Raw genomic sequence first — 25,572 nt, 5'->3', positions numbered from 1 at the left:
CCATTTTTTTGACATCCTTTTGCCGGAAAAGGGTATATGTTATCCATTTTAATATTATATAATAATATATATTGTTTGTGTCTATAACTGAGGTAACTATGTCCTACTACAAAGATGTGATCAAAGATATCGCCGGTAACATGCAGGATTTACACAAAAATATTCCGGATGTGATGAGTGCGTTTATGGCCGTCATGCAAAGCGGCACGGCTGACGGCGCGCTGGATAAAAAGACCAAAGAGTTGATTGCGGTGGCGATTGCCGTTGCCAACCGCTGTGACGGCTGCATTGGTTTTCATACCAAAACGCTGGTCGAACTGGGTGTGACAGAGCAGGAATTATCTGAAGCACTGGGCATTGCTATCGGGATGGGCGGCGGACCGTCTGTGATGTATGCGGCGAATACATTAAAGGCATTTAAAGAGTTCTCATAAAGATATCGTCTTTTTGATACGGGTTACAGACGACAGTGTGTAACCCGTATTTTTTATCAAAAGTAAAAGGCGCTTTCTTAAAATACGGTAACCGGTTCATTCCTTACTATCTGTTTGTTTTTAATTCAATGAGGAAAGAAAAAGTGCCAGTAAATGCAATAAATCGGCAACCGGTTCATGAGACACAGATTACAGGGGAAAGCCGGAATATTTTTCAGACGATGGCGGATAAGTTTGTCGAACTTGTGAACAGTTGCAAGACATTCTCCACGGGGTGCAGTACACAGAAGGATCATAATATACAAAAAGCGTGTGAAAGACTGGCCGCCCTGACGCTGGTGAAACCGGAAAGCTATACAACAAGTGAGATGAAAGAAAGTGCGGAAAAATTGGGTATGACATTGCCGTATGATACTGAATCTGTCAGTAAAAGAAATTTATCTGCTACTGATTCTATCGGCAAGTTATTTACTCTGAAAACAACAGAGTGTTCCGCACAGGAATTACATGACATGCTCAGCAAACAGCTGGATAAACCCGGAACTTCGCCGGAGATGCGTGAAAAAATACAAACAATACTGGGTATGGCGGATGCAGGTACAAGCGGTGATGACATTAAAGATAAAGTATACGCTGACATGGTTGAACGTGGTGTGAATAAACTGAGGAGTGCTCTCAGCGCCGATATACTGAAGGAACATCGCAGGAATGAAATTGGCGGTAATGAAGTATTAGATCATGACATGGTTAAAGAACTTGAAAAATTGAGTAATAGTTTATCTTCGTAATAAGAAAATTAAACGGGATACTGATATTCTGATACTTACTGGTTAAGTACTTAAAAGGCCGTAACATATATAGTTTCGGTCTTTCCTTCATTGCTTCATATTTTTTCACCCTGAGAAAATGGCGCTTTCTTAAAATACGGCAACGATTTCATTCCTTATTATTTATTCTTTTTTTAATTAAATAGGTAAGAAATCATGCAATTAAATGGAATAGTACAGCAAAGAATGGGTGAAAAATCCGTAAATCAGGTTACAGAGCAAGGCAGTGGTGCTTTTCAAATGACGGCAGATAAGTGTATCGCGGTTGCTAACAGCGATGAGACAATCTTCGCGGGGTGCAGAGAACAGAAAGAGTATAATATCATGACTGTGTGCGGTGCATTACTGGCGCAAACATTGGTGAAACGGGAGTATTATACTGAAGGTCTCACAGGAGATTGTGTAAAAAAACTTAATATGACATCGACTGTTGAGATTTCTGACAGACGTGAACAAGGTGTGCCCTACAGCTACGCTATCAGCAGATGGTCTGATCTGGAGGGATTGGAGTACTCCGCTCAGGAACTGTATGACATGCTGAGTAGTGAGCTGTATGAACAGAAAGTCTCACCGGAAATGCTGGAAAAAATACGGACTGTGATGGAGATGGCAGAAAAAGGTTCAGACAGTAAATCTATCCGGGGAACTGAATTTGCAGAGATAGTTGAAGATTATGGGGATAAGATAAAAAACACCGTGATTTCCGACATATTAATAGCTAATGATATTAATGAGGCTGAGCACGAGCCGGTATTAGAAGGGACAGATGTTATTCAGCTGGAATTAATGAAAGATATTTCATTTCATTCACTGAATAATTACTGACAGATATTGTTGTAAAGCCCCGGTAAAATCACAGGGGCTTTATTGAGTGTGGTGTTATCAGAAGCGCACACGGAAACCAAGATCAGCACTCACCGGTGTTTCACTCTTATTACCGTTCAGGTAATTGATTTCAGCATAGAATGCGGCCTGCGGAGTGATCTGTGCATCCAGTCCCAGACCATATTTGCCGGTGCTGCCGGAAAAATCATTACTGAAGGTATTGGCGCGATTGATGGTTACATCATTCTCTTTGGTGAACTCATGAACCACTGCCAGGCGGACATATGGTTTCAGTACCGCACTGCTGACATCAAAGGAGGTGGAAATCAGTGTTCCGGCTTCACCCTGAAAACTGTCCGCACTGTGAATATCAGCACGCATACCGTTACTCAGTTCATAATCTGCGCTGCCGATCCGGGCATATTGCAGTCTGCCGTATGGCTGTACGGTCAGAGCCGGCAGGATTTCATAGTTAAATCCGCTTTCGATAGTGGCAGTAAAGGCATTCTGATGATAATCGCCACGGGCGGCACTACTGTTTTTCATCCGGCCGTTATTGCTGTTATCCAGACGGTTGCCTTTGAGCATAGTATCTGCGTAGAAACCGCTGTCGTGCAGATATGTGGCATAAAGACCACCGTGCCAGCTTTCAACCGTACCGTTGCCGTAATCAGAGGTGCTGACTTTACTGCGGCTGAAGCCGGTGAATACACCAACCAGTACGGTGGCATCATTCAGGCGGAGTGGTTTATCCACACCAATCTGCATACCGTCGAGTTTATTTTTAAACGCAGTATCGTTTTTATCATTCAGACGGGTGTTATCATGCAGATAACGGGTCCATAATCCGTAGCCGTGCTGCGGGTTACTGTAGTAATTCCCCAGACGCTGTTGCAGGGACACGGATTCCGCCTGTAACACCTGGCGCGGTGCCGCTGCCATTGCCATCACATTTTTGGCGCTGTAACTCAGGACGGGTTTGGTGCCGCCGTTATTACCGTTATTGCCGTTATTACCGTTGTCGGTATCTTTATCGCCTTTGCGCTTGCCCTGTAAGTACCACTCTGTGCTTTCGCCGGATTGGGTTTTCTTCAGGGAATACTGATAAGCACCGATTTCAGCGGTTTCGTCTTTATTCAGCAGACGGAACGTGGCATCACCGCTGTTAACGGACACAACCGTGTGGCGGGTGGCGCTTTTCGGCTCTTTACCGGAGTCCGCAAATTCAATACCGAAATTACCGGTAGCTTTATTGCTGACAGTAATATGATCGCCCCAGCCATCTGCCATCTGTGTGGAGATATAAAAATCACCCTGTCCGGTTAATGTACCGATCTTCAGGTGATTTTGCTGGGCCGCCGGAGAATAAGCTTCCAGGGCAACCATGCCGCCCTTCATATTCAGGGTATTAATGGTGGTGACCAAATCCGCACCTAATTTATCCGGCATCGGGGCAAAATCTTCAACCTCCGCACCGCCGGTCCAGGCCGGGCCGATTTCCAGTAATCCGGCATTATCAACGGTTTCAAATGTCACATTCCCCGGTACGGCAGGGTTATTTGTTGTCACATCAATTTCTTGTTCATTGGTATTGTTCGCGAAAACTTCCGCGCTTTTTTCAATCACCAGTGTGCCCGTTGAACGGGTATCTTCGCTGAAACTGACCTCACCACCGGATTTGATCACTGCGCCGTTCAGTATACTGGTTGCATTTAGTGAAAGCTGTCCGCCGTTTTCAATGATGAAATCTGTTCCGGTCACGTTGCGGTTTAAATGCAGATGCTGATTATCCCGGACAATAACACCGGATTTATTTTCGGTAATCACATCATCCTGAATATCCGCCATTGCCCCGGCAGAATACCCTGCAATAGCTGCTTCAATTAAACAAACTAATACTAATTTTTTCATGTGACTTCTGACCTGCTGATATCCGTGACGACAAGCATCACACTGAGAGAGAGTGAAAAAGAATAAACATTCTTATGGTTTTTACAGCCTGTTTGCCGGGTATTATGCAGGAAGTGCGGTAGTGATACATAAGTGAAATATAACAATGACGGATAAAGAGTGAGATATAGCGCAGCGGAGTTATATTGTGCTTATTTGGGTTAGCGATGATTTAAAATAACGTAAAATACAAAATAATTTAACGATACCACTGATTACTCAATGATATCGTTATCTTTTCTATGCCACACAGGCCGCCGGGCGGACACCCAGGGTATGGCAGATAGCGTAAGTCAGTTCCGCGCGGTTCAGGGTATAAAAATGGAAGTCTTTCACCCCCTCACGGCTGAGCAGTTTCACCATCTCCATCGCCACGGAAGCCCCGACCAGTTTGCGGGACTCCGGGTCGTCATCCAGTCCCTCAAACATGGTACCAAGCCAGCCCGGGATGCGGACATTAGTCATACCGGCAAAGCGCTGCAACTGTTTAAAGTTAGAGACCGGCAGAATGCCCGGCACAATCTCCACATCAATCCCTGCCGCTGCGCAGCGGTCACGGAAGCGCAGATAGGTGCTGACATCAAAGAAAAACTGTGTGATAGCGCGATCTGCACCGGCATCAATTTTCTTTTTCAGACTAATCAGATCCGCCTGTGCACTGCGGGCTTCCGGATGCACTTCCGGATAAGCGGCGACGGAAATATCAAAATCGGCGACTGATTTTAACAAACCGACCAGGTCAGCGGCATACATATCCGGTTTACTGCTGCTGTCAGGCAGATCACCGCGCAGCGCCACAATATGACGGATACCGTTATCCCAGTAATCTTTGGCGATGGTTTTCAGCTCATCACGGGTGGCATCAATACAGGTGAGATGCGGAACCGCAATCAGCCCGGTTTTCTCTTTGATATTTTTAATTACTGAATGAGTGCGATCCCGTTCACCGGAGTTCGCCCCGTAAGTGACGGAGACAAATTTTGGTTTCAGCACACTGAGGCGTTCGATGGATTGCCACAGGGTCTTTTCCATTTCCGGTGTGCCCGGCGGAAAGAATTCAAAGGATACGGCCACCCGACCGGCCAGTTCTGCCAGGTTCTGATTCAGTGCTTCGTGCTGGTCTATATGTAAAAAACTCATCGCTGCCCCCCGCAGTCGTCCGTGGCGCAAATACCCTTATTCATTCAAACTGCAGGTTCGTTTGCTGCATCCTGAATGACGTTGGGTATATATCCCGGCACGTCATTATTTAAGTGTCTATACGTTTAGACGTCTGGATGTAGATTACGGGATGAGTTGGTTAAACGTCAACCACTAATTGTCACAGTGCGGGTGAGGTTTTCTCACACACTGTATGAAAGTTCGTCATGATGAGGGAAAAGCAGCGGACAGGCAGGCTGTCCGCTGAGAAGGTTATTCCGGGTCTTTACAGCAGAAATGGGTGACAAGCTGGGTCAGCAGCTCGCGGGTCGGCTCAATAAAGCGGGTTTCGAGAAATTCATCCGGCTGATGCGCCTGTTCAATTGAACCGGGGCCGAGTACCAGCGTCGGGCACAGATCCTGAATAAACGGCGCTTCCGTACAGTAATTCACGGTCTGTGCTTTTTCACCGAGCAGACTTTCAATCACGCCGACCATTTTGTGGTCGGTCGGGCAGGCGTAACCCGGAATCGGCGCGTGCAGAGCCTCAATAGCCAGACGCCCCGGCCAGCGTTGTTTTACCGGTTCCAGCGTCGCATTGAGCATGTCATCGATATCACTGAGGGTCATTCCGGGCAGCGGGCGGATATCCATATGTAATTCACAGCAGCCGCAGATACGGTTTGCTGCATCACCACCGTGAATGTGACCGAAATTCATGGTCGGATACGGAATGACAAACGCCGGATTATTGAATTTTTCTTTCAGCTCATTACGCAGTGACATCAGGTGAGTGATCGACTCATTCATCAGCTCAATCGCATTCACGCCGCGCTCCGGATCACTGGAGTGACCGGACTGACCGGTGATACGGATAGCATTGGAGAGATGGCCTTTGTGCGCCCGCACCGGTTGTAACGACGTAGGTTCACCGATAATGGCAAAAGACGGGCGGATAGCGGCATTGGCGGCAAAATAGCGCGCTCCGGCCATGGTGGTTTCTTCATCCGCCGTAGCGAGGATATAGAGCGGGTGCTGTAAGTCTTTCACACTGATATCACGCAGCGCATCGAGGATAAAGGCGAAGAAACCTTTCATATCCGCCGTTCCCAGACCGTACAGCTTGTTGTTCTGCTCGGTCAGTGTGAAAGGATCTTTGCTCCAGCGCCCTTCATCAAACGGTACGGTGTCAGTGTGGCCGCACAGCAGCAGACCGCCGTCACCGTCACCGAGACTGGCAAGCAGATTGAATTTGCCGCGTGTTTCCGGAACGGGTTGCACTTCAACATCAAAGCCCAGCGTTTCAAACCAGGTCGCCAGCAGATTGATTACAGTTTCATTACTCTGATCCGATTCCGCTTCCGTGGAACTGATGGAGGGGGCCGCGATGAGCTGACGATAAATCTCAATAAATGCAGGTAATTTAATATTCACTGTTGACAGCCTTTAGTCATAATAGTATCAATATTCATGCAGTTTATGTGAATAAAAATACATTGTTTGTGTTTCAGGTACAAGGTGAAGATAACTTATGTTGAAAACGCTGATTATCGGTGCCAGCGGATATACCGGAGCGGAACTCGCAGCTTATATCCAGCGCCACCCGCAGACGGAGCTGACCGGCCTGATGGTATCCGCCAGCAGTGCGGATGCCGGAAAATGTTTTTCGGATCTGCATCCGCAGTTCAGAGGCCTGGTGGATTTACCGCTGGAGCCGCTGACAGACCCGGCTGCCGTTGCACAAAACACGGATGTGGTATTCCTGGCCACTGCTCATGAAGTCAGCCATGACCTTGTGCCGGTTTTCCTTGCGGCGGGTTGCGCGGTATTTGATCTTTCAGGCGCTTACCGCGTTCAGCAGGATAATTTTTACCCACAATACTACGGATTTGAACACAAACATACCGCCTTATTGGCACAGGCGGTGTACGGGCTGGCGGAATGGCAGCATGACAAAATCCGCACCGCGCAGCTGATTGCTGTACCGGGCTGTTATCCGACGGTCTCCCAGCTGGCTCTGAAACCGCTGCTGGATAATGACTTACTGGATCTGACCCAATGGCCGGTAATCAATGCCACCAGCGGTGTGAGCGGCGCCGGGCGTAAAGCCGCACTGAATAACAGTTTTTGTGAGGTGAGTCTGCAACCCTACGGGCTGTTTACTCACCGGCACCAGCCGGAAATTTCTGCGCACCTCGGCACGCCGGTGATCTTTACCCCGCATCTCGGCAATTTTAAGCGCGGAATTCTGGCAACTATCACCTGCAAACTGAAAAGCGGTGTGACCGCAGAACAGGTCAGTGCGGTTTATCACAGAGCCTACGACGATAAACCACTGGTGCGGGTGTATGACCACGGCGTACCGGCACTGAATGCAGTCACCGGCCAGCCGTTCTGCGACCTGGGCTTTGCCGTGCAGGGAGAGCATCTGATTGTCGTTGGTGCAGAGGATAACCTGCTCAAAGGCGCAGCGGCTCAGGCGGTTCAGTGCATGAATATTCGTTTTGGCTTTAATGAAACGCTGTCCCTGCTGCCACAGTAAGCAGACAGCACGACTTACTCTTTTATCTGACGGAAAACGGAAATGGAACCATTAGTCATCAAATTAGGCGGTGTGTTACTGGACAGCGAAGAAGCGCTGAGGCGTCTGTTTACTGCCCTGGCCGCATACCGGGCGTCGAATAACCGCCGCATTGTCATCGTTCACGGCGGCGGCTGCGTGGTGGATGAACTGATGGCGAAATTACAGTTACCGGTAGTGAAAAAACAGGGACTGCGGGTCACCCCGGCGGATCAGATCGACATTATCACCGGGGCGCTGGCGGGCAGTGCCAACAAAACACTGCTGGCGTGGGCGACCCGTTATCAGCTCAACGGCACCGGTTTGTGTCTCGGGGATGGTCAGAGTGTGAAAGTCACACCATTAAACGACGAACTGGGCCATGTCGGCAAAGCCGCACCAGGCAATCCGGTTCTGCTGAATCTGTTACTGAACAACGGTTTTCTGCCGGTCGTCAGTTCCATCGGTATCACGGAAGACGGGCTGCTGATGAACGTGAATGCTGACCAGGCGGCCACCGCCATTGCGGAAACGCTGGGCGCGGATCTGGTACTGCTGTCGGATGTCAGCGGTATCCTGGACGGCAAAGGGCAAAAAATTAAGGCACTCGATGGCGTACATGCACAGAAACTGATCGACGACGGCATTATCACCGACGGCATGATTGTGAAAGTGAATGCGGCGCTGGAAGCGGCGGCCACACTGGGGCGTCCGGTGGATATCGCCTCCTGGCGTCACGCGGATCAGCTGCATTTATTATTTGATGGCGAAGCCATCGGCACGCGGATTTCCGCGTAATCCGGATTATCAGCACATTGGCAGAATCACTCCGCAGCGGCGGATAACATTTACTGAAAGGACAGGGTTATGACAGAGGCAAAAAAGACAGGTATTAAAAAAATCGTACTGGCTTACTCCGGCGGTCTGGATACATCGGCCATTATTCCGTGGCTGAAAGAGCATTATGATAACTGTGAAGTGGTGGCATTTGTTGCCAATATCGGTCAGAGCGCGGAAGACCTCGACGGTGTCGAGCAGAAAGCACTGAACTCCGGGGCATCTTCCTGCTATGTCGTCGATCTGCGCGAAGAATTTATCAAAGATTTTGTCTATCCGGTACTGAAAAGCGGCGCTCTGTATGAGGGTAAATATCTGCTGGGCACCTCCATGGCGCGGCCGATTATCGCCAAAGCCCAGGTTGAGCTGGCACTGAAAGTCGGTGCGGATGCCCTGGCACACGGCGCGACCGGCAAAGGAAATGACCAGGTGCGCTTTGAGGGAACCTATACCGCTCTGGCGCCGCAGCTGAAAGTGATTGCGCCGTGGCGTGAGTGGGATCTGCGTTCCCGTGAGGCGCTGCTGGATTACCTGAAAGTCCGTAATATCCCGACCACCGCATCTCTGGAAAAAATCTACAGCCGTGATGAGAACGCATGGCATATCTCCACCGAGGGTGGCGTGCTGGAAAGTCCGTGGAATCAGTCGAATGCGGATTGCTGGGTGTGGACCGCAGATCCGCAGGAAGCCCCGGATCAGCCGGAACTGGTCACTGTCACCATTAAGGCCGGTGAAGTCACCGGGGTGAACGGCAAAGCACTGTCCCCGTATAACTGCCTGAATGCCCTGAATGAACTGGGTGCGAAACACGGTATCGGCCGGATCGATATCGTGGAAAACCGGCTGGTGGGGATGAAATCCCGCGGTTGTTATGAAACCCCGGGGGGCACCATCATGATGGCGGCTCTGCGCGGACTGGAAGAGATCATTCTCGATCGCGACAGCTTCAAATGGCGTCAGCAGATCGGACTCGAAATGTCTTATGTGGTGTATGACGGCCGCTGGTTTGCCCCGCTGCGTAAATCTATTCAGGCAGCAGCAGATTCCCTGGCGGAAGAGGTCAGCGGCGAAGTCGTGCTGAAACTGTATAAAGGGCAGGTTACGGCGATTCAGAAACAATCTGCCAACAGCCTTTACTCTGAAGAATTCGCCACATTCGGCGAAGATGATGTCTATGACCACAGCCATGCGGGCGGCTTTATCCGTCTGTATTCACTCTCCTCGCGGATCCGTGCGCTGAAAGCACAGAAATAACCGGCGGGAGACAGGGAGATTATGCACAGGGACGTGTATCAGACTGATTTATCATTAAAAACAGAAAGAAAGGGAAAAAGTATGGCACTGTGGGGCGGACGCTTCAGTCAGGAAGCAGATCAACGGTTCAAACAATTCAACGACTCGCTGAAATTCGATTATCGTCTGGCGGAGCAGGATATTACCGGCTCTGTGGCTTGGTCGAAAGTACTGGTGACTGTCAATGTGCTGACCGCGCAGGAGCAGGCAGCGCTGGAGCAGGCACTGAATGAGCTGCTGGCGGAAGTACAGACCGACCCGCGTGCTATTCTGCGCAGTGATGCGGAAGATATTCACAGCTGGGTGGAAGGTAAACTTATCGCTAAAGTCGGCGATCTGGGGAAAAAACTCCACACCGGGCGCAGCCGTAACGACCAGGTGGCCACAGATTTAAAACTGTGGTGCAAAGAGGCGGTCAGCCAGATCCTCGCGGCATTGCAGGAATTACAGCAGGCACTGGTGCTGACGGCAGAACAGAATCAGGATGCGGTGATGCCGGGCTACACCCACTTACAGCGGGCACAGCCGGTGACCTTTGCCCACTGGTGTCTGGCATACAGTGAAATGCTGGCGCGGGATGAAAGCCGTGTCAGCGATGCCCTGGCGCGTTTTGATTACAGCCCGCTCGGCTCGGGCGCACTGGCCGGAACCGCGTATGCCATCGACCGGGAACAACTGGCCGGCTGGCTGGGATTCGCGGGCGCGACCCGTAACAGCCTCGACAGTGTATCTGACCGTGACCATGTGCTGGAACTGCTCAGCGATGCGGCGATCAGCATGGTGCATCTCTCCCGTTTTGCTGAAGACATGATTTTCTTCAACAGCGGTGAAGCAGCGTTTATTGAATTATCTGACCGCGTCACTTCCGGCTCCTCCCTGATGCCGCAGAAAAAGAACCCGGATGCCCTTGAGCTTATCCGCGGTAAATGCGGACGGGTACAGGGCGCACTGACCGGCATGATGATGACACTCAAAGGCCTGCCGCTCGCTTATAACAAAGATATGCAGGAAGACAAAGAAGGGCTGTTTGATGCTCTCGATACCTGGCTGGACTGCCTGCATATGGCAGCGCTGGTGCTGGAAGGCATTCAGGTAAAACGTCCGCGCTGTGAGGAAGCGGCCAAACAGGGCTATGCCAACGCGACAGAACTGGCGGATTACCTGGTGGCAAAAGGCGTTCCGTTCCGCGAGGCGCATCATATTGTCGGTGAAGTGGTGGTCGGTGCGATAGCAAAAGGCGTGGCACTGGAAGAAATGCCGCTGACAGAATTACAGGAATTCAGCCCGGTGATTGCACTGGATGTGTATGACATCCTGTCACTTCAGTCCTGTCTGGAAAAACGCTGCGCGAAAGGCGGTGTCTCACCGGAGCAGGTGGCCGCGGCTATCAGCGAAGCGAAAATCCGGCTGAAACTGGCGTAACATAATGCATTGTCCCCGGATCACGTTCTGTTCCCCGTGATCCGGGGTTTTATGTATTGTCATCAGTATATTTTTTGCATATAACGCGAAGGCCAGATGTCGGCCGGTGATACATTCAGGAAATCCGCAATAATCTTCTCTCCTTTCGGCCAGCGCCGGGCAAGGGCATTATTCAGTGTTGCCGGCCGCAATCCGGCATTACGAGATAGTGCTGACAATGACGTTCCTCTTTTTTTGATAGCGGCAATAATATCCGCCGGATGCCAGTCTTGTGCTTTATTCATATTTATACCTTTATTAATTAATCTGACTAAATTTAGTGAGCATTTAATATCATGCTAATTAGTGATATTAATGCTGAAATTAAAGGGTAGATTAAATTATAAATTTTAAAATACGTGTAAATTGAGGGGTTGAAATTTCATTTCACTATGCTAAACATTAAAGTGATTTAACCAATACTTACTTGCACAGGGAATAATATGAATATTCAAAGTATCGCAATGGAAGAATTATGTAATCGTCTGACAAATGACTTTTCTCAGTATTTTGATTGGAATGATATGGGGATTAATTATTCCAGAGTTAATCTTTCGGATAAATCGGTCAATGTGTTATCCAGTGACTATGACTGGCTGCTGACATTCTGGGGGGATGATATGGATTTACGTATCGGAGAACGCCTGAGTGCAGGCATTCAGTATTGGAGTAACTACAGTGATGAGTACAGAACTGTTTTACAGAAAGGGAAAAACAGTACTTTTAAAGTGGATTTCTGTACAAAACATGGTGATTTATTCGAGATTGTGTCTATTAACTCAGGAAAGAAATTATCTGTCGCAGACATGATGGCTATTTATAAATGGAAACCAACTATTTCTGATTATGCAGATCGACTTTGGCAAAAAAAAGAAGATTTAGTTTTGCCATTACGGGCAGAGGTAAATAAATCAGTTAATGAAAGTGAATTAGTAAATAATGATTCCACTGATATTTTAGATATCCACCAATATATGCGCTTCGGTAATATCCGTTTTACCCGTAAAGAAGTTCTGACTATCCGGTTATTATTATCTCATCGTAAAGTAAAAGAAATCAGTGCAGTGCAGGGATGTTCAGAAGCATCGGAGCATAAACGTATTCAGCGCATAAAAGAAAAACTTGGCTGCCCGCATGCATCGTCAGGCGGGGTATTTAATGCACTGAAAGAAAACGGGATCACACTGGCGTGTCTGGATACGCTGGTAAGCCTGCCGTAAGCCATCTGTACAAATAACACAAGAACAGAACGGGCTGCCGGGCAGCCCGTGAGATTGCAGACAAAGCAGGATAAAACGTGGTTTTTCCTGCTTTGTGTTATCAGCCGAAAATCAATAAATTGATTTTCCTGGTTTATTTTTACAACCACTGTCGGTCGTCGCCAACCCCTGCGGGTTTGTCAACGGCCTGACGGGCTGCCGGGCAGCCCGTCTTTATCAGGATCAAAGGGAATTGAGAATGAAATGGAGATACCGGCTGGGTGCCGTGGCAGGGAATGCACTGGAGTATTACGATATCGCAGTTTTTGCGGCAATCTCCGTATATCTCAGCGCTGAGCTTGAAAGGCTGGGTTATGAATCAGCAACTGAAATGGTCTGGGGAATATTTGCGCTGCGTTTTCTGGCACGTCCGGTCGGCGGCTATATTATCGGACGTTATGCGGACAGGGAGGGGAAAAAGGCGGCATTGGTTTTAACCAGCCAGATTACCGGCGTTGCGACATTATGTATGGCATTATTACCAGTTCATTTACTGGGCTCTTATACACCGGTTGCTATTCTGTTGTTGCAAATGGTGTTGTCTTTCAGCTTTGCCGGGGAAAACCCGTCGCTGATGACATATTTATTCAGTGATGCAAAGAGAAATGAATATGCCAGAATTTCCGCTCTGATTGTCGGCAGTTCTGTTACCGGCGTTATTGTGTCTCTCGGACTGGTGCTGGTACTGGAAAATATGCTCACACCGGAGATGATGCAAACTGTCGGCTGGCGGATCCCGCTGCTGGTCGGGGTGCTTAATATTATTATGAGTTTCTGGTTCCGCACCCGATTACCTGCACTGCCGGTGCAATCTGTTATCACAAAGCGTGTTGACGGCCTGCGGGCATTACTGATTTTCCTGATGACCGTGCCGGGATCTGCGGTATTCTATTCTTATAATATGTCTTCTTCACTTGTACGGGATCATATCGGAGCTGAATCCCTGAAAAGCAGTTATGCAATTTTTTCATCCTGTTTATATCTGTGCTGTATTCTGACCTGCGGGTGGCTGGCGGATAAATACAGCTCGGCAGAAAAAGTGTTTAAAAGCGCATCAGCGGCACTGGTCATTTTTTCTGTCCCGCTTTATTTCTTACTCAGCAGTGAACAAACCGGTCTGGTGATTATCGCTCAGTTAGTTCTGACCATTAATGCGTCCTGTATTTCCTGCACACTGGCATCGGTGATTGCCGGCATTTCCCGTGGTCACACTACCACCTTAAGCCTGGGATATAACCTTGCATCCACTCTGATCGGCGGATTTACCCCATTAATTATCGGCTGGCTGGTGTCATATAACCTGACATATGCCGGGGGGTATATCGCGGCCTCCGGCCTGACCGTCATGCTTTCTTACCGGTTAATGCGGAAAGGTGATGTAAAAGCCTGTGCTTACCGGTAACGCTATCGGTTTTCTGTCTGTTTCCGGCCTGCGATTTAAGCTCGACTAACAATGCAGTTGCGTTATGATAGTTATCAATTGATTTTATCTATTAATCGCAGACGGAGACACAGGCATGAATATCCGGGATTTGGAATATCTGGTGGCACTTTCTGAGCATAATCACTTTCGCCGTGCGGCGGATGCCTGTCATGTCAGCCAGCCGACACTGAGCGGGCAGATCCGCAAGCTTGAGGATGAGCTGGGAGTGATGCTGCTGGAGCGGACCAGCCGTAAGGTCCTGTTTACCCAGCAGGGAATGCTGCTGGTGGATCAGGCCCGGACCATCCTGCGTGAAGTGAAAATCCTCGAGGAAATGGCTTCTCTTCAGGGGGAAAGCATGGCGGGACCGCTGCATATCGGGTTGATCCCGACCATCGCCCCGTATCTGCTGCCGCATATCATTCCGGAACTGCACAGGTTATGGCCGAAACTCGAGATGTATCTGCATGAAGCTCAGACACATCAGCTGCTGGCGCAACTGGACAGCGGTAAGCTCGACTGCGCGATTCTGGCGCGGGTAAAAGAAACCGGCAGCTTTATTGAAGAGCCGCTGTTTAATGAGCCGATGAAACTGGCGATTTATGATGAGCATCCGTGGGCATCACGTCAGGAAGTGGAAATGCACGAGCTGGCCGGTGAAAAACTGCTGATGCTGGAAGACGGGCACTGTCTGCGTGACCAGGCGATGGGATTCTGTTTCCAGGCGGGCGCGCGGGAAGATACTCACTTCCGTGCGACCAGTATGGAAACGCTGCGTAATATGGTGGCCGCGGGCAGCGGTATCACGTTACTGCCGGATCTGGCCATTCCGCCGGAGCACAAACGCGATGGTGTGTGCTATCTCTCCTGCACCAATCCGGAGCCGTTTCGTGAAGTAATTCTGGTTTATCGCCCGGGATCACCTCTGCGCAGCCGTTACAGTCAGCTGGCAGAGGCTATCCGTGCAAAAATGAGTGCGTATTACCAGCAGGAACCCACTGTTTAAAATAAGCGGTTGAGCCCGTTCAGTGCGGCAACCCGGTAGGCTTCTGCCATGGTCGGGTAGTTGAAGGTGGTATTGACGAAATAATCGATGGTATTACCTTCACCTTTCTGTTCCATAATCGCCTGGCCGATATGGATAATCTCAGCCGCACGCTCGCCGAAGCAGTGGATCCCCAGAATCTGCCGTGTTTCACGGTGGAACAGAATTTTCAGACTGCCGGCATCCAGCCCGGCGATTTGCGCCCGCGCCAGATGTTTGAATTGTGCCCGGCCCACTTCATACGGAACCTTCATCGCGGTCAGCTGCTGCTCTGTCTTGCCGACTGAGCTTATCTCCGGAATGGTGTAAATTCCGGTCGGGATATCCTCAATCAGATGCAGCGGGGCATCGCCGTCATGGGTGATTGCCCGGGCGGCAATCCGCCCCTGGTCATAGGCCGCCGAGGCGAGGCTCGGATAGCCGATAACATCCCCGACCGCATAAATCGCCGGATTGCTGGTCTGGTAGGTATCGTTAACACTGATAAGACCGCGGCTGTCAGCGGTGATCCCGACATGCTCAAGGCCGAGATTATCGGTGTTACCGGTGCGGCCGTTGGCAAAGAGCAGACAGTCTGCTTTTACTTTTTTGCCGGAGCGGAAGTGAATAATCACGCCATCACCGGTACCCTCAATCCGCTCATACTCTTCATTCTGACGGATAACCACGCCGTTGTTCCAGAAGTGATAGGTGAGTGCGTCCGACATCTCCTGGTCGAGAAATGCCAGTAACCGGTCGCGGGTGTTAATTAAATCCACCTTGACGCTCAGACCGCGGAAAATCGAGGCATATTCACAGCCGATAACCCCGGCACCATAAATGATGACATGGCGGGGTTCGTGCGTCAGTGACAGAATGGTATCGCTGTTATAGATGCGGGAGTGGCTGAAATCGACATCCGGCGGGCAGTACGGCCGCGAACCGGTGGCGATAACCACATTATTCGCACGGAGAATATCGCAGCTGCCGTCGCTGTAGCGCACACAGACATCACCTTCTTCGGTGAATTTTGCTTCGCCGCAGAACATCGTGCAGCCGTTACGCTCGTAAAAGCCGCGCCGCATGCCGGTCTGCTGGGTAATGACCCGCCCGGCGTGTGCCAGGATCTCTGAAAATGACGATTTCAGAATCCGGGAGTTATCACTGTACAGCGGATTCTGGTTAAATTCGATAATACGGCTGACGGCGTGGCGCAGCGCTTTGGAAGGAATCGTTCCCCAGTGGGTACAGCCGCCGCCGACGTCGTTATAACGCTCAATCACGGCAACCCGTTTTCCCTGCTTCACAAGTCCCATTGCCACACCTTCGCCACCCGGGCCGGAGCCGATGACAATGGCGTCAAACTGGTTCTGTTGCATATGAGAAATAACCTGTTTATACATAAATTAACAACATCATCTTAACATCAGATGCAAAATCAGCCTATGATTAGTAAGGTTTACAGGTCACAGTTCGGAAAATCTTTTTTTCAGGAATTTCACCGGCCATAAGCTAATCATCACTGAAAAAAGTATTAAGTTTGTTATATTGATCCGTCTGAATAAATTGAGAGTCTGAATTCCGTGAGTAACGTGATTGGTGTAAGAGCAAAACAAAAAGAAAAAACCCGCCGGGCCCTGATTGAAGCGGCTTTCAGTCAGCTGAGCGCCGAGCGCAGCTTCACCAGTCTGAGCCTGCGTGAGGTCGCCCGCGAGGCCGGAATCGCTCCGACGTCTTTTTACCGTCATTTCAAAGATGTGGATGAACTGGGGCTGACCATGGTGGACGAGAGCGGATTGATGCTGCGCCAGCTGATGCGTCAGGCACGGCAGCGTATCGCCAAAGGCGGGAGTGTGATCCGGACATCAGTTGCGACATTTATGGAGTTTATCGGTAATAACCCCAACGCTTTCAGGTTATTATTGCGTGAGCGCTCCGGGACATCCTCAGAATTCCGCGCGGCAGTCGCACGGGAAATCCAGCATTTTATTGCAGAGCTGGCAGACTATCTGGAACTGGAAAGTAAAATGCCGCGTCAGTTTACTGAATTGCAGGCAGAATCGATGGTAACCATCGTATTCAGCGCCGGTGCGGAAGCTCTGGATATTGATTTGGAAAAGCGGGCGTACCTGGAAGAGCGGCTGGTATTACAGCTGCGGATGATCGCCAGAGGCGCGTATTACTGGTATCGCCGCGAACAAGAGAAAATGCATGACCCCGATTATACCCCTTTAATTTAGCACTCATCACCAAGGAGAACGTTATGACGGAACAGTATCGCCGTGACAAAGGAACCTTACTGCTCGCTTTTATTGTCGGGCTTTCAGTACACGGTACTTTTTCAGCACTTTTTAATTCCGCAGTCCATTTTTCGGTTTTTCCGGTTCTGGCATTGTGTCTTGCGGTTTATTGTTTCCATCAGCGTTATCTTAACCAGATGTTGCCGGAAGGTATGCCCAAGCTGGTGACCGGCACGTTCTTCCTGGGTCTGTTCGCCTATAACGCCCTGATGCGCGCGGAATATCCGGAAGCCGGATCAAACTACTTTTCTGCCGTCTTTATTGTGATTATCGCATTGTGGCTCTACCGGGCGATGAAACAGCGCCGTGCCACCGGGCAGGATGAAGTAACGGAGTAATTTCCGCAGAAAGAATATGAAAAAACCGGTCACTTTTGAAGTGACCGGTTTTTTTGTATCCGTGTCAGGCACGGCAGGGAAACGGGATTACGCGGTGCGCCATCCGCTGCGTGAACTGCTGATTATGAGAGGCAACAATCATCGGCAGATTCAGCTGTGTGAGAATATCTTCCAGCCGCTGAATATTTTTCTCATTCAGACCGTTGGTCGGTTCATCCAGCAGGAGAACTGACGGTGACATTGCCAGTACACCAGCCAGTGCGGTAAAGTTTTTTTCACCGCCGGAAATTTCAGTCACAGCGCGATCTTTCAGCCGGACGATATCCAGCATTTCCAGGCACTGCAGGGCGCGTTCCCGTGCTGCATCCTGTGTCATCCCCATATTCAGCGGGCCAAACATCACATCATCCAGCACACCCGGACCGAACAACTGATCATCAGGATGCTGAAACAGCAATCCCAGCGGGCCGCGCACCTCTGTGAAATCGTCCTCAGAGTGACGGGACTTGCCGAAAACCGAAATATTCCCGGTAAACGGGATAAAACCTAACAGAGTGTGCAGCAGAGTGGATTTCCCGCTGCCGATATCACCGCACAGAAAAAGTCGTTCTCCGGCGTTCAGTTCAAAGCTCAGATCCTGAATTATGGGTACATTGTTGCGGCTGACAACCAGATTGCTGACCTGAATCAGGGGATTTTGGGACGTCATTAACAGACCTTTTTGTATTAACAGAAGACGGGCGTGCGTAAAAACCCCGGGCTTTCAGCGCCATTTCAGTGGTTTCCGCTTTGTGCATCGCTTTGATCAGCAGCAGGGCGACCAATTGGGACAACATGGTAAATGTCCGTTTATTCATCCCTTTGCGGAATCCCCGTGCTTTCATGGCAGTTTCAAGCTGTTGTTTGGTCTCGCTGAAAATCGCGATATAGCGGATTGTCAGAATAAACAGTTTAATCAGTTTGTCGGGCAGAGGATAACGTTTCACGGCACACGCCAGATCGATATCTGTCATATTTGTCAGCATTGCAGAAACAAACAGCAGAATCGCATTCATTTTCAGCGTGATTTGCAGGGCGAGAAACACGCCTGCCGGGGATTGCACAATGCCCTGACTCTCAATTTTCCACGGCAGTGTCAACCAGACAAACAGAATAAAAATATTCAGTTTCAGCACCGTCAGCAGTGAACGGCCCAACTGACGGCGGCGGCAGATAATAAACAGCAGAAAAGCACCCGACAGACCGGCAATAAGCCAGTCGGTCTGCCGGATACCGCTGAGCAGAAAAGCCCAGAGAACCGCAAGAAGCAGGCGCCGGTGAGGAGGCAGCCAGTTATCCATAGGTATGTTGCCCGTGCTGATTCACCATCAGGGCGGCCGGACGCATTTTTGCCAGTGCCAGCAGGATCCCCACACTGATCAGGGAGTCGGTGACAAAAATCGGCAGGTGCCCGATAAACAGCAGCCAGACCAGATCGATATAAGATTTACCGCTGTCCAGCACCAGTGCCAGCGAGGTCAGACACACCGTACCCAGGGTGCCGATAACCCCGGCCATCACACCGAGATACACCAGACGCCCCTGACTCAGCCCCGGACGCAGGGAATTACGGAACAGGTAATAGACCAGCAGCGCCGGAATGGAAATATTACACAGGTTAACCCCGAGAACCGCGAATCCGCCGAAGGAGAAAAACAGTACCTGCAGCGCGAGGGCAATCAGGAATGCCGGAAAAACCGCCCAGCCGAGGAATAATCCCGCAAGCCCGTTTAAGATCAGATGCACACTGCTGACCCCGATCGGCACATGAATCGTTCCGGCGACAAAAAACGCAGCCCCGAACAGGGCTGCCAGTGACAGACGCGAAGTATCCAGCTGACGGATGCCGATGGCAACCCCGGCGGCCGCGACCACACCGGCCCCGGCCAGTACAGGAAGATGTAATACGCCTTCAGATAAATGCATGGTCTTCCTCCTGTTATGCGGCGTTTTTAGCGGCCTGCTTAGTTAATTCACGGGCACGGAAGAACGCGATCACACCGAAAATACCCACGATATAACCCACACCACCGAGAATATTCTGCAGATAAATTTTATTCTTCAGCTGATCAATATCCTGGCGGATCTGAATATAGCCGGAAGAAGAATCACTGCTGCCGGTGCCGGCTGTTGCGGAAATAACCGGGACTTCCGTTTCCACTTTGTGCCCTTCATCACCTTCAACATAGAGAATATAATCACCGGTTGCCGGTACTTCGATTTTGAAATAGCCTTTCTCATCGGTCTTACCGGATATTTCATCATCTTCATGGCCTTTCAGATAAGTACCGACATAGGTATCTTTTGCCGGAGACATATCAGAATAATAAGACTGTCCGCTGATAACATTACCTTCCAGCTGTGCAACCACATGCATGGAATGAGCTTGTGCTGTTGTTGCCAACAGCACCCCGTTAATCAGTAAAATGGCAAATAAATAAACAGATTTCATAACGTTTAATTACTCAGCGTCAAAAGATAAAACATATTCCAGCTGCTGGAATCCGTACTCTTTATTATCCGGAGTATCCAGTTTGTATTCGGCGTAAACTTTATTGGCGCCTTTTTCAGCTTTGAATTTTGCCAGGCCGTCTTTGTTGGTTAACACACCCGGATCTTCTTCACTTTTGGCAATCTTCATGCCTTCCAGCGGCTGACCATCTTTCAGAGCTTTGATTTCAAACTCCTGACCGACGACAGGTTTGGTCATCGGTACCAGTTCATAAGGGGTGTTAAAGACTTTAGTGGCATTATCATCCCACTTCACGATGTTTTTACTGAATTTAATCGGATTTTTGCTGAATTCCGCGTCCGGTACTTCAATTTTATTTTTTTCGACGGTACGGCCGTTCTTTAATTTACTCCAGACGCCGTTGTCGTAGCCTAATAAGATAATCGCCGCATTCTCAGGCATGACGAAGTAAGCTTCACCATCTTTATAAGTCGTACTGACTGTTTCAACTTTACCATCCTGCATAACAGCCTGAACCGGTTTTAATTTATTTTCAGGATAGGTTTCTGTCGGGTTGTGACCAAAGCGGACAACATAATCAGAGCCGTCAGTTTGTTCTATCCAGATATTATGTGCACTTGCCTGAAAACTGCCAAATAACAGAGCGGCTGAAATTAACGTCATTTTCTTCAGAGACATAAAAATACCTTTCGATTAAGTTACGGGATTATTTACGGCCGAGTATAGAGCAGTGAAAATAAAAATAAGACCTTAAATTCAGAAGAATAATTAATATCAGGAGCGGCTCACAGTAAATTGTTAAATATTTATTTACCGCAAACGTATTTTTTAATAGGACAGGGCAGGTTGTTAATTTATTGCATGAGGGTTATTTTTTGTCTTTAAAATGTTATGAGTGTAATGAATATTAGTTGAATGAATATTTACAGAATTTAAATATCACTTTATGACGTATTTTTCGTCATCAGGGGCCGGGCTCAGCAGATCATTCTGACGGAGAAAGAAAACCGTGAAAACAGCAGATGATCATAAAGGAATTAGTGCGTTAAACTCATAAAGTAAAAAAGTTCCTGATCATTGATCAAGAACTTTCCGGGGAAACGCGTAACAACTTATCTGCGCCGGATCAACAAAACACCGCTTTCCATGTGCGGGGTGTACGGAAACTGATCAAACAGCGCCAGCCGTACGACATCATGTGTCTGGTTCAGTGTTTCCAGATTTTCACATAATGTTTCCGGATTACAGGAAATATACAGAATCCTCTCGTAGCCCTGAACCAGTTTAACGGTTTCGGCATCCAGCCCGCTGCGCGGCGGATCGACAAAAATGGTATTGCATTCATAAGAAGACAGATCAATTCCGGCAAGACGGTTAAACTCACGTACTCCCTGCATCGCCTGTGTGAAATCTTCTGCGGACATACGGATAATCTGCACATTATCAATATGGTTAGCATCGATATTATATTGTGCGGCAGCGACGGACGGTTTGGCAATTTCCGTTGCCAGCACGCGGCGGAAATTACGCGCCAGCGCCAGTGAAAAATTACCGTTACCACAATACAGCTCCAGTAAATCGCCCTGTGATCCTTCTGTTGCCGAAAGTGCCCACTCCAGCATATGAATATTGACCGCCGCATTCGGCTGCGTGAAGCTGTTTTCCACCTGACGGTAAATCATCTCTTTACCTGCGACCGGCAGAACTTCATCAACATAATCATTATCCAGCATGATTTTTGTTTTTGATGCGCGGCCAATCAGCTGTAAATCAAAGCCCTGTGACTGCAATTGTGCCCGCAATGCCTTGGCGGCTTCTGTCCAGTTATCATCGAGTTTTTTATGATAGAGCAGGGAGACAATAATTTTATTGCTTCGTGTCGACAGATAATCAATCTGAAAAAGTTTGTGGTGCAGCAGATGAGTTTGTTTCAGTAACGGCAAAATGGCCTGCATCATGTCATTAATCAGCTGACTCGCGGCAGGGAAGGTGTCTATCCGGATACGCTGTTTGGTCTGCTGATCAAACATGATATGCCAGAGGTCATCCCCTTCATGCCAGATACGGAATTCGGCCCGCATCCGGTAGTGTGAAACCGGTGACGCAAATACGTGAGCATCCGGCGCCTGAAAAGGTTGCATCATTTGTTGCAGACTTCTTGCCTTCTCTGCAAGTTGTTCTTCATAATTTTCAATGGGTAACGTGTTATGCATGGCGCGTTGATCCGTTTTGCTGATCACAAAAAATGTTCGTGTCTTAGTGATTAAAGTGTTCCGCCCGACAATTCAGACATCTTATTCTGGACAGATTTTAAGGCCGGATCGTAGCATGATAATTCGGTTTCTTCATAAGAATGAAAAGGGAATCCGGTGAAATTCCGGAACTGGCGCGCAGCGGTAATGGTAAAGCAACACGATGACACTGTTATAAATGACGGGAAGTCGTTGCGGGGAATTGAGAAATACCCTCCTGAGTCCGAAGACCTGCCGAAGATTTGTCGTCCGTCCTGCTGACGCTACAAAGCAGACGGGTGGCATCCTCTTTATATATATGTGGGTGCTCAGGAAAAATGAAAATGACCTCGCCTTATGCGCTGTCCGCTGTCGGACTGGCCGTGTTTTCCGCATTGTCTTTTAGCGCTTCTGCTAATACTAATGATGATCAGATAATTGTTTCCGCTAACCGTTTTCAGCAGCCGGTTTCGTCCGTGCTGGCTCCGGTAACCGTTGTGACCCGTGAAGAGATAGATAAGTGGCAGTCGAATTCTGTAGCGGATGTGTTGCGGAGACTGCCGGGGGTAGATGTTGCTCAGAGCGGAGGTATCGGGCAGACCAGTTCAGTTTTTGTCAGAGGAACAGATGCGCGTCATGTGATGATTTTAGTTGATGGTGTCCGTTTGAATCAGGCAAATGTATCCGGCAGTTCAGATATCAGTCAAATTCCGTTATCGATGGTTCAGAGCATTGAATATATCCGCGGTCCCCGCTCTGCGGTATATGGTTCCGATGCTGTTGGTGGCGTCATTAATATTCTTACGGAGCGTAAAACAGAAGGAACCACACTGAATGCAACCATGGGATCTCATGGTTATCAGGAATACGACGCTTCAACACAGCAAAAAATCGGCGACAGAACAACAATCACTGCCGCAGGAAGTTATCTTTATACGAAAGGTTTTGATGTTGAAGCTAACGGCAATACCGGTGGTGTTCGCCAGCCGGATCGTGACGGATTTATGAATAAGTCTCTCTGGCTGGGGGTAAAACATCAGATAAATGATAATTTTGATGTATATGCCAGAGCATACGGGTTTGATAACCGGACGGCTTATGATGCGTTTTATGATAGTTATAACGATGTATTAGCTGATACCCGTCAGTTGTATAGCAGAACGTACGATGGGGGGATCTCATATAACCGCGGGATTTATTCTTCATTTCTGAATTACAGCTATAACCGTACCAAAGATTACAATTATGATCCGCGCTATGGTCAATATGGTAAAGAGCACCGGCTTACAGATACTGAGCAGCAGAATGTGCAGTGGGGAAATCATGTTCAGGTCGGAAATGGTTCAGTCAGTGGCGGTGTCGACTGGTCGCGCCAAAAAATGATGGATGGTTCCAGTGACTTTACAACAGCGGATAAAAATTATTTCGATAATACCGGTGTGTATTTAACAGGACAGCAAGGGCTGGGGCCTGTTATTGCGGAAGCATCAATCAGATCTGATCACCATTCAGATTATGGCTGGCATACAACATGGCAGACAAACGTTGGCTGGGCGTTTGCTGATGGGTATCGTGTAATCGGCGGGTACGGAACTGCATTTAAAGCACCGACATTAAATCAGCTCTATAGTGCATGGGGAAGTAACCCTAATCTGAAACCGGAGACAAGTAAGCAATGGGAAGGCGGATTTGAAGGAATTACTGGTCCGCTGGAATGGAGGCTGACGGCATACCGCAATGACATAGAGGAATTGATTCAAAGCGAATCAAGTTATCCGTATCAAAACTATAATGTCGGAGAAGCAAGAATAGAGGGTGTGGAGTTTACCGGGGAAATGGATACCTGGATTTTCCATCATACGTTTTCTTATCAGTATATTGATGCAAGAAACGGAAAAACCCATGAGAGGCTGGAACGCCGGGCAAGACAACAACTCAAATATCAGCTGGACTGGAATATTGAGGAATGGGATCTCGGCCTGACCTATAATTACATTGGCCAGCGTACTGATAAAGATTACGGTACTTTTGATCCTGCAATTAACGGTTATAAACCTGTCTCTATGGGCGGGGTTAGTCTTTTTGATGTGACTGCGGCATATCCGGTCACTGACCATCTGACAATTCGTGGTAAAGTAGCTAACCTGTTTGATAAAGACTACGAGACTGTGTATGGCTATCGAACCGCTGGCCGTGAATACTTCCTCACAGGAAGCTACAACTTCTGATCCGAAAGCCCGCCCGACAGTGCTGCTGTTTGATTCCGGCATGGGCGGTTTATCTGTTTATCAGGAAGTAAGAAAGTTACTTCCTGATCTCCGCTATATCTATGCATTCGATAATGAAGCATTTCCTTATGGTGAAAAAACCGAAGCCTTTATTGTCGATCGTGTGACTAAGATTGTCCGCCAGATTGCTCAGCAGCATCCGCTGGCAGTGATTGTCATCGCCTGCAATACCGCCAGCACTATTACACTGCCTGCGCTGCGTGCAATGTCCGATATTCCGGTGGTCGGTGTGGTTCCGGCGATCAAACCTGCGGCAAAACTGACACGTAACGGCCTGGTCGGGCTGCTGGCAACACGGGCGACGGTAAAACGGGCTTACACCCGGGAACTGATTGACCGGTTTGCCTCTGAGTGCCGGGTATCACTATTAGGATCCGCGGAGCTGGTCGAACTCGCGGAACGCAAGCTGTACGGTGAGGCAATTCCGGCAGGTGCTCTGGAAACTATTCTTGCGCCGTGGCGGAATATGAAAGAACCACCGGATACGGTGGTATTAGGATGTACACACTTCCCGCTGATCGCCGAAGAGCTGAAATCCGCATTACCGGACGGCACCCGGCTGGTGGATTCCGGTGCGGCGATTGCCCGCCGCGTGCAGTGGTTAATCAATAATAGTGAAAAGCCTCATCACTTAACGGATGAAGAAAATGTGGCGTATTGTCTGCGGGATGATGAAACCACACAGAAATTACAGCCTGTTTTGCAGCAATTGGGACTGGAATCGCTGAAAAAACTGACAATTACAGGGTGATTTGCTGTAATAATCAGCAGTCAGCACATTTTTATAAATTACCCCTTGCGGTCAGATGAAAACTCCCTATAATTCGCATCCGTTGTCACGGCACAGGACGCTGAGTCCGCTGAGATAAC

General features: G+C 49.0%; 25 protein-coding genes and 1 riboswitch. Of the genes, 14 read left to right on the top strand and 11 right to left on the bottom strand.

From position 1 onward, the window contains the following. Window positions 1-98 precede the first annotated feature (98 nt). The 3 genes from R5268_RS14960 to R5268_RS14950 all read left to right on the top strand — a co-directional run bounded on the left by R5268_RS14960 (window position 99) and on the right by R5268_RS14950 (window position 2,086). Window positions 99-434: a carboxymuconolactone decarboxylase family protein gene (locus R5268_RS14960; protein WP_317419616.1), complete on the top strand. Its 336-nt coding sequence runs from the start codon at window positions 99-101 to the stop codon at window positions 432-434. A gap of 143 nt (window positions 435-577) precedes the next feature. Further along, entirely contained in the window at window positions 578-1,222 is a 645-nt protein-coding gene (locus R5268_RS14955) for a hypothetical protein (RefSeq protein WP_317419615.1), read from the top strand. Window positions 1,223-1,417: 195 nt separating this feature from the next. Further along, the gene (locus R5268_RS14950; protein WP_317419614.1) at window positions 1,418-2,086 is read left to right on the top strand and encodes a hypothetical protein; all 669 of its coding nucleotides are present in this window, start codon (window positions 1,418-1,420) and stop codon (window positions 2,084-2,086) included. 57 nt (window positions 2,087-2,143) lie between these two features. On the opposite strand, the gene R5268_RS14945 is transcribed toward R5268_RS14950, so the two are convergent. The 3 genes from R5268_RS14945 to argE all read right to left on the bottom strand — a co-directional run bounded on the left by R5268_RS14945 (window position 2,144) and on the right by argE (window position 6,610). Further along, a complete protein-coding gene (locus tag R5268_RS14945; RefSeq protein ID WP_317419613.1) occupies window positions 2,144-3,997 on the bottom strand; it encodes an autotransporter outer membrane beta-barrel domain-containing protein in 1,854 nt (617 codons plus the stop codon). A 279-nt stretch (window positions 3,998-4,276) separates the two neighbouring features. After that, window positions 4,277-5,176, bottom strand: coding sequence for a methylenetetrahydrofolate reductase (metF, locus tag R5268_RS14940; RefSeq protein WP_046892917.1), 900 nt, complete (start codon window positions 5,174-5,176; stop codon window positions 4,277-4,279). Between the two features lie 273 nt (window positions 5,177-5,449). Then, window positions 5,450-6,610, bottom strand: a complete 1,161-nt coding sequence (gene argE, locus R5268_RS14935) for an acetylornithine deacetylase (protein WP_317419612.1) — start codon at window positions 6,608-6,610, stop codon at window positions 5,450-5,452. A 97-nt stretch (window positions 6,611-6,707) separates the two neighbouring features. Here argE and argC point away from each other — a divergent pair, with 97 nt between their 5' ends. The 4 genes from argC (at window position 6,708) to argH (ending at window position 11,288) form a co-directional block, all read left to right on the top strand. Beyond that, complete coding sequence (gene argC / locus R5268_RS14930) at window positions 6,708-7,718, top strand: N-acetyl-gamma-glutamyl-phosphate reductase (protein WP_317419611.1); 1,011 nt, start codon at window positions 6,708-6,710, stop codon at window positions 7,716-7,718. 42 nt (window positions 7,719-7,760) lie between these two features. Then, on the top strand, window positions 7,761-8,534 hold the full coding sequence (gene argB, locus R5268_RS14925) for an acetylglutamate kinase (protein ID WP_317419610.1): 774 nt from the start codon (window positions 7,761-7,763) through the stop codon (window positions 8,532-8,534). Between the two features lie 69 nt (window positions 8,535-8,603). Beyond that, the gene (locus R5268_RS14920; protein ID WP_046892921.1) at window positions 8,604-9,827 is read left to right on the top strand and encodes an argininosuccinate synthase; all 1,224 of its coding nucleotides are present in this window, start codon (window positions 8,604-8,606) and stop codon (window positions 9,825-9,827) included. 81 nt (window positions 9,828-9,908) lie between these two features. After that, window positions 9,909-11,288, top strand: coding sequence for an argininosuccinate lyase (gene argH / locus R5268_RS14915; protein WP_317419609.1), 1,380 nt, complete (start codon window positions 9,909-9,911; stop codon window positions 11,286-11,288). A 62-nt stretch (window positions 11,289-11,350) separates the two neighbouring features. Here the strand turns inward: argH and R5268_RS14910 are convergent, their stop codons facing one another. Continuing rightward, window positions 11,351-11,572, bottom strand: coding sequence for a transcriptional regulator (locus R5268_RS14910; RefSeq protein WP_107680726.1), 222 nt, complete (start codon window positions 11,570-11,572; stop codon window positions 11,351-11,353). 198 nt (window positions 11,573-11,770) lie between these two features. On the opposite strand from R5268_RS14910, the gene R5268_RS14905 reads away from it, so the two are divergent. The 3 genes from R5268_RS14905 to oxyR all read left to right on the top strand — a co-directional run bounded on the left by R5268_RS14905 (window position 11,771) and on the right by oxyR (window position 15,015). After that, window positions 11,771-12,547 carry a hypothetical protein gene (locus R5268_RS14905; RefSeq protein WP_317419608.1) on the top strand — a complete coding sequence of 259 codons (777 nt, stop codon included), beginning with the start codon at window positions 11,771-11,773 and terminating at the stop codon, window positions 12,545-12,547. A gap of 238 nt (window positions 12,548-12,785) precedes the next feature. Next, on the top strand, window positions 12,786-13,988 hold the full coding sequence (locus tag R5268_RS14900) for an MFS transporter (RefSeq protein WP_317419607.1): 1,203 nt from the start codon (window positions 12,786-12,788) through the stop codon (window positions 13,986-13,988). Window positions 13,989-14,103: 115 nt separating this feature from the next. Then, on the top strand, window positions 14,104-15,015 hold the full coding sequence (gene oxyR, locus R5268_RS14895; protein ID WP_283624133.1) for a DNA-binding transcriptional regulator OxyR: 912 nt from the start codon (window positions 14,104-14,106) through the stop codon (window positions 15,013-15,015). On the opposite strand, the gene sthA is transcribed toward oxyR, so the two are convergent. After that, on the bottom strand, window positions 15,012-16,412 hold the full coding sequence (gene sthA / locus R5268_RS14890; protein WP_317419606.1) for a Si-specific NAD(P)(+) transhydrogenase: 1,401 nt from the start codon (window positions 16,410-16,412) through the stop codon (window positions 15,012-15,014). The genes oxyR and sthA overlap by 4 nt on opposite strands. Window positions 16,413-16,616: 204 nt before the next feature. On the opposite strand from sthA, the gene fabR reads away from it, so the two are divergent. Continuing rightward, the gene (gene fabR / locus R5268_RS14885) at window positions 16,617-17,273 is read left to right on the top strand and encodes an HTH-type transcriptional repressor FabR (protein WP_046892927.1); all 657 of its coding nucleotides are present in this window, start codon (window positions 16,617-16,619) and stop codon (window positions 17,271-17,273) included. A 23-nt stretch (window positions 17,274-17,296) separates the two neighbouring features. After that, window positions 17,297-17,671 (top strand): YijD family membrane protein, encoded by a 375-nt coding sequence (locus tag R5268_RS14880; RefSeq protein WP_107680723.1) that lies wholly within the window; start codon window positions 17,297-17,299, stop codon window positions 17,669-17,671. Window positions 17,672-17,735: 64 nt separating this feature from the next. Here the strand turns inward: R5268_RS14880 and R5268_RS14875 are convergent, their stop codons facing one another. From R5268_RS14875 to trmA, 6 genes are all read right to left on the bottom strand, one after another. Then, window positions 17,736-18,380 (bottom strand): ABC transporter ATP-binding protein, encoded by a 645-nt coding sequence (locus tag R5268_RS14875; RefSeq protein WP_317419605.1) that lies wholly within the window; start codon window positions 18,378-18,380, stop codon window positions 17,736-17,738. Continuing rightward, window positions 18,295-19,011 carry an energy-coupling factor transporter transmembrane component T family protein gene (locus R5268_RS14870; RefSeq protein WP_166708825.1) on the bottom strand — a complete coding sequence of 239 codons (717 nt, stop codon included), beginning with the start codon at window positions 19,009-19,011 and terminating at the stop codon, window positions 18,295-18,297. Before R5268_RS14870 ends, R5268_RS14875 begins: the two co-directional genes overlap by 86 nt. Then, complete coding sequence (cbiM, locus tag R5268_RS14865; RefSeq protein ID WP_046892931.1) at window positions 19,004-19,636, bottom strand: cobalt transporter CbiM; 633 nt, start codon at window positions 19,634-19,636, stop codon at window positions 19,004-19,006. Before cbiM ends, R5268_RS14870 begins: the two co-directional genes overlap by 8 nt. Before the next feature lie 13 nt (window positions 19,637-19,649). Next, window positions 19,650-20,162, bottom strand: a complete 513-nt coding sequence (locus R5268_RS14860) for a nickel ECF transporter (RefSeq protein ID WP_046892932.1) — start codon at window positions 20,160-20,162, stop codon at window positions 19,650-19,652. A gap of 9 nt (window positions 20,163-20,171) precedes the next feature. After that, complete coding sequence (locus R5268_RS14855; RefSeq protein ID WP_218454768.1) at window positions 20,172-20,861, bottom strand: DUF4198 domain-containing protein; 690 nt, start codon at window positions 20,859-20,861, stop codon at window positions 20,172-20,174. A 434-nt stretch (window positions 20,862-21,295) separates the two neighbouring features. Then, the gene (gene trmA / locus R5268_RS14850; RefSeq protein ID WP_317419604.1) at window positions 21,296-22,396 is read right to left on the bottom strand and encodes a tRNA (uridine(54)-C5)-methyltransferase TrmA; all 1,101 of its coding nucleotides are present in this window, start codon (window positions 22,394-22,396) and stop codon (window positions 21,296-21,298) included. Window positions 22,397-22,503: 107 nt separating this feature from the next. Continuing rightward, a riboswitch (cobalamin riboswitch) is annotated at window positions 22,504-22,689 on the top strand. A 63-nt stretch (window positions 22,690-22,752) separates the two neighbouring features. Between trmA and btuB the strand changes: the two genes are divergently transcribed. Then, entirely contained in the window at window positions 22,753-24,642 is a 1,890-nt protein-coding gene (gene btuB, locus R5268_RS14845; protein ID WP_107680717.1) for a TonB-dependent vitamin B12 receptor BtuB, read from the top strand. After that, complete coding sequence (gene murI / locus R5268_RS14840) at window positions 24,587-25,453, top strand: glutamate racemase (RefSeq protein WP_218454766.1); 867 nt, start codon at window positions 24,587-24,589, stop codon at window positions 25,451-25,453. The genes btuB and murI overlap by 56 nt, the downstream gene beginning before the upstream one ends. Window positions 25,454-25,572 lie beyond the last annotated feature (119 nt).

The sequence above is a fragment of the Morganella sp. BCCO 40_0007 genome, assembly GCF_032989665.1.
Taxonomy (GTDB): Bacteria; Pseudomonadota; Gammaproteobacteria; order Enterobacterales; family Enterobacteriaceae; genus Morganella; species Morganella sibonii.
Note: the sequence above shows the minus strand (reverse complement) of the source record. Positions and strands in the feature narration are given on the sequence as shown.

What these genes read in the sequence shown, in the direction of transcription:
- btuB (WP_107680717.1), top strand. Translation starts at nt 22,753, where the DNA reads ATGAAAATGACCTCGCCTTATGCGCTGTCCGCTGTCGGACTGGCCGTG.
- metF (WP_046892917.1), bottom strand. Translation starts at nt 5,176, where the DNA reads ATGAGTTTTTTACATATAGACCAGCACGAAGCACTGAATCAGAACCTG.
- R5268_RS14945 (WP_317419613.1), bottom strand. Translation starts at nt 3,997, where the DNA reads ATGAAAAAATTAGTATTAGTTTGTTTAATTGAAGCAGCTATTGCAGGG.
- R5268_RS14860 (WP_046892932.1), bottom strand. Translation starts at nt 20,162, where the DNA reads ATGAAATCTGTTTATTTATTTGCCATTTTACTGATTAACGGGGTGCTG.
- R5268_RS14920 (WP_046892921.1), top strand. Translation starts at nt 8,604, where the DNA reads ATGACAGAGGCAAAAAAGACAGGTATTAAAAAAATCGTACTGGCTTAC.
- R5268_RS14960 (WP_317419616.1), top strand. Translation starts at nt 99, where the DNA reads ATGTCCTACTACAAAGATGTGATCAAAGATATCGCCGGTAACATGCAG.
- sthA (WP_317419606.1), bottom strand. Translation starts at nt 16,412, where the DNA reads ATGCAACAGAACCAGTTTGACGCCATTGTCATCGGCTCCGGCCCGGGT.
- R5268_RS14910 (WP_107680726.1), bottom strand. Translation starts at nt 11,572, where the DNA reads ATGAATAAAGCACAAGACTGGCATCCGGCGGATATTATTGCCGCTATC.
- R5268_RS14905 (WP_317419608.1), top strand. Translation starts at nt 11,771, where the DNA reads ATGAATATTCAAAGTATCGCAATGGAAGAATTATGTAATCGTCTGACA.
- R5268_RS14855 (WP_218454768.1), bottom strand. Translation starts at nt 20,861, where the DNA reads ATGTCTCTGAAGAAAATGACGTTAATTTCAGCCGCTCTGTTATTTGGC.
- argH (WP_317419609.1), top strand. Translation starts at nt 9,909, where the DNA reads ATGGCACTGTGGGGCGGACGCTTCAGTCAGGAAGCAGATCAACGGTTC.
- R5268_RS14950 (WP_317419614.1), top strand. Translation starts at nt 1,418, where the DNA reads ATGCAATTAAATGGAATAGTACAGCAAAGAATGGGTGAAAAATCCGTA.
- argC (WP_317419611.1), top strand. Translation starts at nt 6,708, where the DNA reads ATGTTGAAAACGCTGATTATCGGTGCCAGCGGATATACCGGAGCGGAA.
- cbiM (WP_046892931.1), bottom strand. Translation starts at nt 19,636, where the DNA reads ATGCATTTATCTGAAGGCGTATTACATCTTCCTGTACTGGCCGGGGCC.
- R5268_RS14900 (WP_317419607.1), top strand. Translation starts at nt 12,786, where the DNA reads ATGAAATGGAGATACCGGCTGGGTGCCGTGGCAGGGAATGCACTGGAG.
- trmA (WP_317419604.1), bottom strand. Translation starts at nt 22,396, where the DNA reads ATGCATAACACGTTACCCATTGAAAATTATGAAGAACAACTTGCAGAG.
- argB (WP_317419610.1), top strand. Translation starts at nt 7,761, where the DNA reads ATGGAACCATTAGTCATCAAATTAGGCGGTGTGTTACTGGACAGCGAA.
- oxyR (WP_283624133.1), top strand. Translation starts at nt 14,104, where the DNA reads ATGAATATCCGGGATTTGGAATATCTGGTGGCACTTTCTGAGCATAAT.
- R5268_RS14880 (WP_107680723.1), top strand. Translation starts at nt 17,297, where the DNA reads ATGACGGAACAGTATCGCCGTGACAAAGGAACCTTACTGCTCGCTTTT.
- murI (WP_218454766.1), top strand. Translation starts at nt 24,587, where the DNA reads ATGGCTATCGAACCGCTGGCCGTGAATACTTCCTCACAGGAAGCTACA.
- R5268_RS14870 (WP_166708825.1), bottom strand. Translation starts at nt 19,011, where the DNA reads ATGGATAACTGGCTGCCTCCTCACCGGCGCCTGCTTCTTGCGGTTCTC.
- R5268_RS14875 (WP_317419605.1), bottom strand. Translation starts at nt 18,380, where the DNA reads ATGACGTCCCAAAATCCCCTGATTCAGGTCAGCAATCTGGTTGTCAGC.